Consider the following 8,416-nt stretch of genomic DNA (forward strand, 5'->3'; position numbering starts at 1 on the left):
TGGCACTGATTAGCCCAAAAGTTATAAATATATACTTCCATTTGAATAGTTTTTTATTCAATTTTAATTCCCCCTCATATTTGTGTCATAATTGTAAGAAAATAATATCAAAACTTTATGAATAAATTGTTAACAGAAGATTAAAAAAAGATAAAATGGTGTTGCCGAGCAAAATATGATAAAATATTGTAAAAGCAATGGTGATTAAAGATTGTTTATATTTTAATACTAATCCAGCACACAAAGGAGATGAAAGAGATGAAGAAACTGCTTGTATTTATTTGCATTGTATTGACTGGTGCAAGTATCATGTTTTCGGCTTTTGCTGCGACAAATGATGTGAAAGTAGAATTTACTGTCGGCAAAAGTCAATATACCATTAATGGTCAATATTATGCAATGGATGTAGCACCTTATATAAAAGATAATCGTACGTTTTTGCCATTGCGATATGTAGCATATGCCATAGGTGTTGAACCTCAAAACATTGTTTATGAAAATGGAGTTATAACTATAAATAGCTATAATAATATCGTAAAGCTTAGCGTAAACAGCGATATTTTAAATGTAAACGGGAATATAATCCTGATGGACACGAAGCCCGAGATTGTGAATAATAGGGTAATGGTGCCTGTTTACTGGATATCTAAGGCTTTTGGCATAAACATTAGTTGGAATCAATCTACATATTCTGTCACATTTGATTACGTTGAAAAGTCGGGAAGCAGTTTAAATATCAATAATTCTACTTTGGCTAATAACAATTCCTCTTTAACCACATCAGCAAATGTCAATCCGTCAAATGATGTAAGTAAGCAATTTAGTTGGCAGTATGGAAATGCGACGTACAGTTTAAAACTTCAAATCCCTATCGATATTCTAAATTGGGATAGAAAAATACCCGGTATAATAGATACTTTTTACAATAGCAGTGGTGAACAACAATCATTTCAGCTTTCATATATGTCTGATGAAATTAAGACATTAGTTCTATCATGTTCGGAGTATGCAAATAATAATTACACACCTTGGGTCACAGAAGAATCAAATTACGATTATGTAAAAGATATTGCAAAAAGTTTATTGCAAATGGCACAGAGTAATGGTCTTGACAATTTTCACACGGCGGAGTTTGTTCAAAGTTTTGTTGAATCTATTCCGTACAAAATAACTGATACGCCTGAGCTTCCTGTCCAAACTCTTGTAGATGGTGGCGATTGTAAAGATAAATCAATATTATTGGCATCACTGCTTAAAAATTTAGGTTATAATGTGGCGCTATTAGTATTTCCTCCGCCTCAGAACCAACAAGTTGGGCACATGGCAGTTGGAATAGCATTTAATGATAATGAACTTCCGCTCTACCGAGATTACGATTTTACATATTATAACTTTGGTGGAACAAAATATTATTTTGCAGAGACAACGAGTCCTGGATGGCTTATTGGACAATTAAGCGATGATTCATTAGAGCAGACAGCTTATATTTATGCTGTATCATAAATAAATTGTAAGATAAATCGACATTTAATAAAAATAAAGAAATTTTCAGGAGTGATACAATGAGCGATAATTTTAAGAGACTTACGCCAGAAGAGGCATTGGAAATAGCCAATAAAAGTCAAAGAGGCAAGTTGAAGATATTTTTAGGATATGCGCCTGGTGTAGGAAAGACGTATGCCATGCTTGATGAGGCAAACAGAAGATTAAAAAGAGGTCAAGATGTCGTCATCGGTGTTGTAGAAACGTATGGAAGAAAAGAAACTGAGGCGATGATTGGTGATTTGGAAATAATACCTAAAAAAGAAATCATATATAAAGGTACTGTACAGTACGAGATGGATCTTGAGGCTATATTAAAAAGAAAACCGCAAGTCGTTTTGGTAGATGAGTTGGCACATACGAATGTACCTGGCAGCAAGCATAATAAAAGATATGAAGATGTAGAGGAAATACTGCAAAATGGAATAAACGTTTTGTCGACTTTGAATATACAGCATTTAGAAAGTTTAAATGACACTGTAAAACAGATTACTGGTATAACAGTGAGGGAGACGGTTCCCGATACAATAGTTAATAATGCCGATGAAATAGAAGTCATAGATGTAACGCCTGATGCTCTTCAAAATCGATTAAAAAGAGGCGAGGTGTACAATCTCGATAAAGTTGATCAAGCGTTAAAAAACTTTTTCCGAAAGGGAAATTTAAATGCCTTAAGAGAATTGGCACTCCGACAGTCTGCAGATGAAGTTGATGAAGACTTAGAGCAATATATGAAAGAACATGGCATACAAGAAAATTGGGAGACAAATGAAAAAATAATGGTATGCATAAGTTTTAATCCGCTTGTAAAAAAATTAATAAGACGGGGTGCAAGAAGAGCACACCGCTTTAAATGCGAATGGATAGTCGTGTATGTAGAATGCACAAATATTTTCGCCAAAAAGCCAACTAAAAAAGATATGGAGGTGTTAGAAAGCCATTTTAAGCTTGCTAAGCAGCTCGGGGCTGAAGTAGTTGTCTTAAGAGGAAAAAGCGTATCAGAAGAACTGCTTAAATTTGCCAAAGAAAGACATATTACACAGATAATAATGGGACATTCAAACAGAAGAAAGTGGGAGACGCTTTTAAGAGGATCTACGGTACTGAAACTAATAAACTCAGCAAAAAGCATTGAAATACATGTTATCCCATATAATTAATCAAAAGACAAAAATTGTTCTGCTATTTGAGGTTATCAAGAGCGATATTTAGTTCTAATACATTTACTCTTGGTTCTCCCAATATGCCTAATTGTCTCCCTGTAATATGCTCGTTAACAAGATTTTTTAATTTTTCTTCAGATATGCCACGGGCTTTAGCTATCCGTGGTATTTGCATAAGGGCAGCCTCAATGCTTATATCGGGGTCAAGACCGCTTGCCGATGATGTAATAATGTCAGATGGGACGGCAGTGTTTGATTTAAGACCATTTTCTTCTCTGACTTGCTGTGCCAGTTTTTCAACTTTTTCAATTAGCAGCTTATTTGTAGGACCAAGGTTTGAAGCTGATGAGGACGTTGCATCATATCCGGATTCACCGGCAGAAGATGGACGTCCATGAAAATATTTTGGATCGCTAAATTGTTGACCTATTAAAGATGAACCAACGGCTTGGCCATCTTTGTAAATCAGACTTCCATTTGCTTGATGTGGGAAAATTAGCTGTGCTATTCCAGTAATAGTCAGTGGATATAGTAGACCTGTAAAGACAGAGAGTACTATAAGAAGTATTAAGCTTTTTAAAATGGCATTTTTAATCATGTCTAATCTCCTTTCGGTATAATACACTTGATTAGTGAACCAATCCTAAGAAAGTGATGATCATGTCTATTATTTTTATACCTACAAACGGTACTATAAGCCCACCTAAGCCATATATAAGCATGTTTCGCTTAAAGATTGCAGCAGCGCCCAGCGGTCTATATTTTACACCTTTTAATGCCAATGGAATAAGTGCAATTATAATAAGTGCATTAAAGATTATAGCCGATAAAACAGCGCTTTCAGGTGTTTTTAAATGCATAATGTTTAATACACCTAATTGAGGATATGTAGCCGAAAACATAGCAGGTATTATGGCAAAATACTTTGCTACATCATTTGCGATGCTGAACGTAGTCAATGCACCACGTGTCATAAGTAACTGTTTGCCGATCTCAACGACTGCTATTAATTTTGTAGGGCTTGAATCCAAGTCTACCATGTTTCCTGCTTCTTTGGCGGCCTGTGTTCCTGAATTCATAGCGACGCCAACGTCTGCTTGGGCAAGTGCAGGAGCGTCATTTGTGCCGTCACCTGTCATTGCAACTAAATGCCCATTTGCTTGATATTCCTTTATAAGGCTAAGCTTTGTTTCAGGTTTTGCCTCTGCAACAAATTCATCCACTCCTGCTTCATCTGCGATAGCCTTTGCCGTCATTGGATTATCGCCTGTTATCATTACGGTTTTTATTCCCATTCTACGTAAATCAGCAAAGCGTTCTTTAATGCCACCTTTAACTATGTCTTTTAGGTGTATTACACCTAACACCCTTTCATTTTCTGCTACTACCAAAGGAGTACCGCCATTTTGTGCAATCATTTTAACTGCGTTTAAAACTTCTTCAGGCATATTACCGCCTTTTTCTTTCACATAATTTTCTATTGCATCGATAGCACCTTTTCGTATCTCTTTATTGTTGTTTATATTTATTCCGCTCATACGAGTCTTGGCTGTAAAAGGTATGAATTCCACATTTAATTCTTTTAAATTGTGCTCTCTTATACCGTATTTGTCTTTTGCTAAAACTACAATGCTTCTGCCTTCCGGTGTCTCATCAGATAAAGAGGACATTTGAGCAGCCATTGCCAATTCATTTTCTGTCACACCTGGAGCAGGAATAAATTCTGTAGCCATTCTATTGCCAAATGTGATTGTACCAGTTTTATCCAGTAAAAGCACATCTACGTCACCTGCGGCTTCAACGGCGCGACCAGACATGGCCAATATATTCTTTTTTATGAGCCTGTCCATCCCTGCTATGCCAATTGCACTTAGTAGTCCTCCTATTGTAGTTGGTATGAGGCAAACCAGCAATGCAATAAGTGTTGGAATTGATATTTTTGTTCCTGAATAAATCGCATAAGGCTCAATTGTAACTGTGGCTAAAAGCAGTATTATAGTGAGTCCTATAAGCATGATTGTCAATGCAATCTCATTTGGCGTCTTTTGTCTTTTTGCACCTTCTACAAGGCTTATCATTTTATCAAGAAATGATTCACCTGGATCTGAAGAAATTTTTACTTTTATCCAGTCTGATAGAACTTTTGTACCAGCAGTTACAGAGCTTCTGTCACCGCCAGATTCTCTTATGACAGGTGCAGATTCACCAGTAATTGCACTTTCGTCTACAGATGCTACACCTTCAATTACTTCTCCATCGCCTGGTATTATATCACCAGCTTCAACTAAGACAATGTCACCTTTTTTAAGAGTGGAACCCAACACTACCTCAGTTTTATCACCTACTAATTTTTTTGCTTTTATATCTTTTCTTGTTTTCCGAAGTGCATCAGCTTGAGCCTTACCTCTGCCTTCAGCTAAAGACTCTGCAAAATTTGCAAACAAGATGGTAAACCACAGCCAAATTGAGATTTGCAAGTCGAAATTTCTTTCAGCACTTTTACCTATAAAGTCCATGATCGTTATTATAGTCGTTAATATTGAACCTATCTCAACAATGAACATTACAGGATTTCTGAAAAGTGTTGCAGGATTTAATTTTTTAAAAGCATTTTTAATGAGTTCTTTACTATTTATATTCATTCGCGTAGATTCTTTTTTGCTCATATTAATACCTCCATGGTTAGAACAATCTTCCAGCATTCATCAGCAATTGTTCGATTATTGGGCCTAAAGAAAGAGCCGGGAAAAATGTTAAAGCACCAATTATCAGCACTATTCCCACTAAAAGCACTGAAAATAATGCGTTATCAGTAGGAAATGTTCCTACACTGGCAGGAACAATCTTTTTATTTGCCAAGCTTCCTGCAATGGCCAGTGCTGGTATGATGACGCCAAACCTACCAATAATCATTGCGATTGAGGTGATTAAATTGTAAAAAAGTGTGTTAGAGTTAAGTCCGGCAAAAGCACTTCCATTATTTCCTGATGTCGAAGCAAAAGCGTACAATATCTCACTTAAACCATGTGGACCATGATTTAGTAGGACACTTGTGCCAGCTTTTGTAACCGATGCAATAGCACTTCCTATAAGTATTGTGGAAGCTGGTATTATGATGGCCAATATTGACATCTTCATCTCGTATGATTCTATTTTTTTGCCGATGTATTCAGGGGTTCGCCCCACCATAAGACCTACGATAAAAACTGCTAAAAAAGCATCTATTAGCATTGAATAAAGCCCGGAGCCAACACCTCCAAATATGACTTCTCCAAGCATTATTTGAAGCATTGGTATTAGTCCACCTAAAGGAGTCATACTGTCTAAAGAAGAATTTACGGCGCCACAAGATGCGGCTGTTGTGACTGTTGAGAATAGTGAAGAACCAGCTATTCCAAATCTGACTTCTTTTCCTTCCATAGCAGATGGACCAGTTATATTTATGTGGTTTATGATTGGATTGCCGGTTTTTTCTGAATAATATGTTGTACCCAACATGATGACAAATAAAATAAGCATGGCACTAAAGATAGCCCATCCTTGTCTTGTGTTTTTTACCATTTTGCCAAATGTATATGGCAATGAAGCTGGTATAGCAAGTATTGCAAGCATTTCTAACATGTTTGTAAGTGGCGTTGGGTTTTCAAAAGGATGTGCAGAATTTGCTCCAAAAAAGCCTCCGCCGTTTGTTCCCAACATTTTAATTGCTTCCTGAGAAGCCACAGGACCCATTGCTATGACTTGCTTTAGACCTTCTAATGTATGTACTTTAATATAGCTACTAAAGTTTTGTATTACTCCCTGTTGTGTAAGGATTAAAGAAAGAATTAATGAAAGAGGCAAAAAAATCCATATTATTGATTTTGTGATATCCACCCAAAAATTGCCTATATCTTTCGTGGAATGTCGCATTATGCCTCTAATTAAAGCAATCGCGACAGAAAGTCCAGTAGCAGCAGATAAAAAGTTCTGAACTGTAAACCCTAACATTTGAGTTAAGTAACTTACGGTTGTTTCACCACTATATGCTTGCCAGTTTGTGTTTGTCACAAAGCTTACTGCTGTATTTAAAGCAAGATGCCATGATGAAATTCCAGGTAGTTTTTGAGGATTTAATGGCAATCTGCCTTGCGATACGAGTATAATAAAGAGAAAGATTATGCCTAAGAGATTAAATGTAAGTAATGACAAAGCATACTCTTTCCAATTCATTTCGTGGCTTTCATCTATACCTGTAATTTTGTAGACAATTTTTTCGATTGGTTTTGCTACAAAATCAAAAAATGTATGCTGATTCGTAAACACCTTTGCTATATACGAACCAAGTGGAATTGTAATTATCACTAAAAGACATATAAATATTACCATTTGTAAAATATCATATATCATACTAATCCTCCCTGACACTTATCATAATTCATCAGCTTTTAATAGCATGTAAACCAAATAAAAAAGTATTACAAGTGATATTATGCCACCTAAAGTAAATTCAATATTCACTGCAAATTCCTCCTTAAAAAATAAAATAATCAATGCTTTTAGGCATGAGTAAATTATAATACACGGGAAAATAAAACAAAAGTTTCATTAAATTTTCATTAAAAAATTATCCATATTATCAAATCCCTTTATATTAAATTATCTCACTAATACACATAATTATCAAATTTTTTCACGTTTTTTCGTAGGAATCCTTTATTGACTTTATATTTTCTGAAAATTATACTTTAACTATTAAGAATTGAAGTGTATGTAGGTAGGTGTATTTAATGATTAAGACGTTAAAAGGCAAGATATCGATTGTGTATTTGGTGCTTGTCGTACTGGTATTGGTAGTTGGAATAATATCTGGCATTAATATGTATTATTTAAGCAAAACTATAGATGGTTTAATGATTGATAACTATAAAAGCATAAAAGCTGTTAATTTGATGAATGAGGAATTAGAAAATCAAAACAATGCCATACTGACATTTATATATGAAGACAGGCAAACCGCCATAAAGCAATTTAATCAGGACAATTCGGTGTTTTACAATTGGTATAATGTAGAAGCAAACAATATAACAGAAAAAAATGAAGGCAATTATGTTGATGAGATAAAAAGTGCGTATGTGAATTTTACGACAAGCGTTTCATATTTGCAAGGGATGCCACCAGATGATAAAGTTGGCATGTTGAACTATTATAATATGAAGATAAAGCCTAACTATGAACATATAAAAGATCTCTTAAATTCCCTTGCCAAATTAAACGAAGATGCTATGTTTAAGAAAAAGACTAATGCGACGTTGGATGCAAAAAATTCAATGTACATAATTTTGTTAGTTACACTTTTAGCAGCTATTTTCGGATTCATAATATCTTTAATATTTACCAATAGATTTTTAAAGCCAATGGAATATTTGATAAAATCTATAAGGGAAGTAAAAGAAGGGGAACTTGATCAAGTTATATCAATTAAGACGGATGATGAATTGGGTAAATTAGCAGTGGAATTTAATAACATGATAAGAAGACTTAAGCAATATGAAGAAAGTCAATTAGGCAAGATAATTGATGAGCGCAACAAGACATTGTCTATAGTAAAAAGTATAAATGACCCTTTGTTAGTGCTTAATGTCTGTATAATGGGGTTAAATCCCTCAGCTTAAGCTGAAACCTTTAGGTCAACGAATAAAAATAAATAATCACTTCTAGTAAAAAATAAA

Annotated in this window: 6 protein-coding genes; 3 read left to right on the forward strand and 3 right to left on the reverse strand. The window is 34.9% G+C overall.

All coding sequences use genetic code 11. The features are described from left to right. Positions 1 to 258 precede the first annotated feature (258 nt). Positions 259 to 1,503: a stalk domain-containing protein gene (locus HNR52_RS11635; protein ID WP_435620653.1), complete on the forward strand. Its 1,245-nt coding sequence runs from the start codon at positions 259 to 261 to the stop codon at positions 1,501 to 1,503. A gap of 59 nt (positions 1,504 to 1,562) precedes the next feature. Further along, positions 1,563 to 2,702: a universal stress protein gene (locus HNR52_RS11640; RefSeq protein WP_435620654.1), complete on the forward strand. Its 1,140-nt coding sequence runs from the start codon at positions 1,563 to 1,565 to the stop codon at positions 2,700 to 2,702. Positions 2,703 to 2,724: 22 nt separating this feature from the next. Here the strand turns inward: HNR52_RS11640 and kdpC are convergent, their stop codons facing one another. The 3 genes from kdpC to kdpA are packed head-to-tail and all read right to left on the reverse strand — an operon-like array spanning position 2,725 to position 7,094. Continuing rightward, positions 2,725 to 3,303, reverse strand: a complete 579-nt coding sequence (gene kdpC / locus HNR52_RS11645) for a potassium-transporting ATPase subunit KdpC (RefSeq protein ID WP_013787647.1) — start codon at positions 3,301 to 3,303, stop codon at positions 2,725 to 2,727. A gap of 31 nt (positions 3,304 to 3,334) precedes the next feature. Then, positions 3,335 to 5,371 carry a potassium-transporting ATPase subunit KdpB gene (kdpB, locus tag HNR52_RS11650; RefSeq protein WP_013787648.1) on the reverse strand — a complete coding sequence of 679 codons (2,037 nt, stop codon included), beginning with the start codon at positions 5,369 to 5,371 and terminating at the stop codon, positions 3,335 to 3,337. A gap of 16 nt (positions 5,372 to 5,387) precedes the next feature. Further along, entirely contained in the window at positions 5,388 to 7,094 is a 1,707-nt protein-coding gene (gene kdpA, locus HNR52_RS11655; RefSeq protein WP_435620655.1) for a potassium-transporting ATPase subunit KdpA, read from the reverse strand. Between the two features lie 380 nt (positions 7,095 to 7,474). Between kdpA and HNR52_RS11660 the strand changes: the two genes are divergently transcribed. Further along, positions 7,475 to 8,359 carry a HAMP domain-containing protein gene (locus HNR52_RS11660; protein WP_435620656.1) on the forward strand — a complete coding sequence of 295 codons (885 nt, stop codon included), beginning with the start codon at positions 7,475 to 7,477 and terminating at the stop codon, positions 8,357 to 8,359. The last annotated feature ends 57 nt before the right edge of the window (positions 8,360 to 8,416 follow it).

Source organism: Thermoanaerobacterium thermosulfurigenes (genome assembly GCF_051201035.1).
GTDB classification, from domain to species: domain Bacteria; phylum Bacillota; class Thermoanaerobacteria; order Thermoanaerobacterales; family Thermoanaerobacteraceae; genus Thermoanaerobacterium; species Thermoanaerobacterium thermosulfurigenes.

Excerpts from the sequence above, each read along its gene's own strand:
- HNR52_RS11635 (WP_435620653.1), top strand. The coding sequence starts at position 259 with ATGAAGAAACTGCTTGTATTTATTTGCATTGTATTGACTGGTGCAAGT.
- HNR52_RS11640 (WP_435620654.1), top strand. The coding sequence starts at position 1,563 with ATGAGCGATAATTTTAAGAGACTTACGCCAGAAGAGGCATTGGAAATA.
- kdpC (WP_013787647.1), bottom strand. The coding sequence starts at position 3,303 with ATGATTAAAAATGCCATTTTAAAAAGCTTAATACTTCTTATAGTACTC.
- kdpB (WP_013787648.1), bottom strand. The coding sequence starts at position 5,371 with ATGAGCAAAAAAGAATCTACGCGAATGAATATAAATAGTAAAGAACTC.
- kdpA (WP_435620655.1), bottom strand. The coding sequence starts at position 7,094 with ATGATATATGATATTTTACAAATGGTAATATTTATATGTCTTTTAGTG.
- HNR52_RS11660 (WP_435620656.1), top strand. The coding sequence starts at position 7,475 with ATGATTAAGACGTTAAAAGGCAAGATATCGATTGTGTATTTGGTGCTT.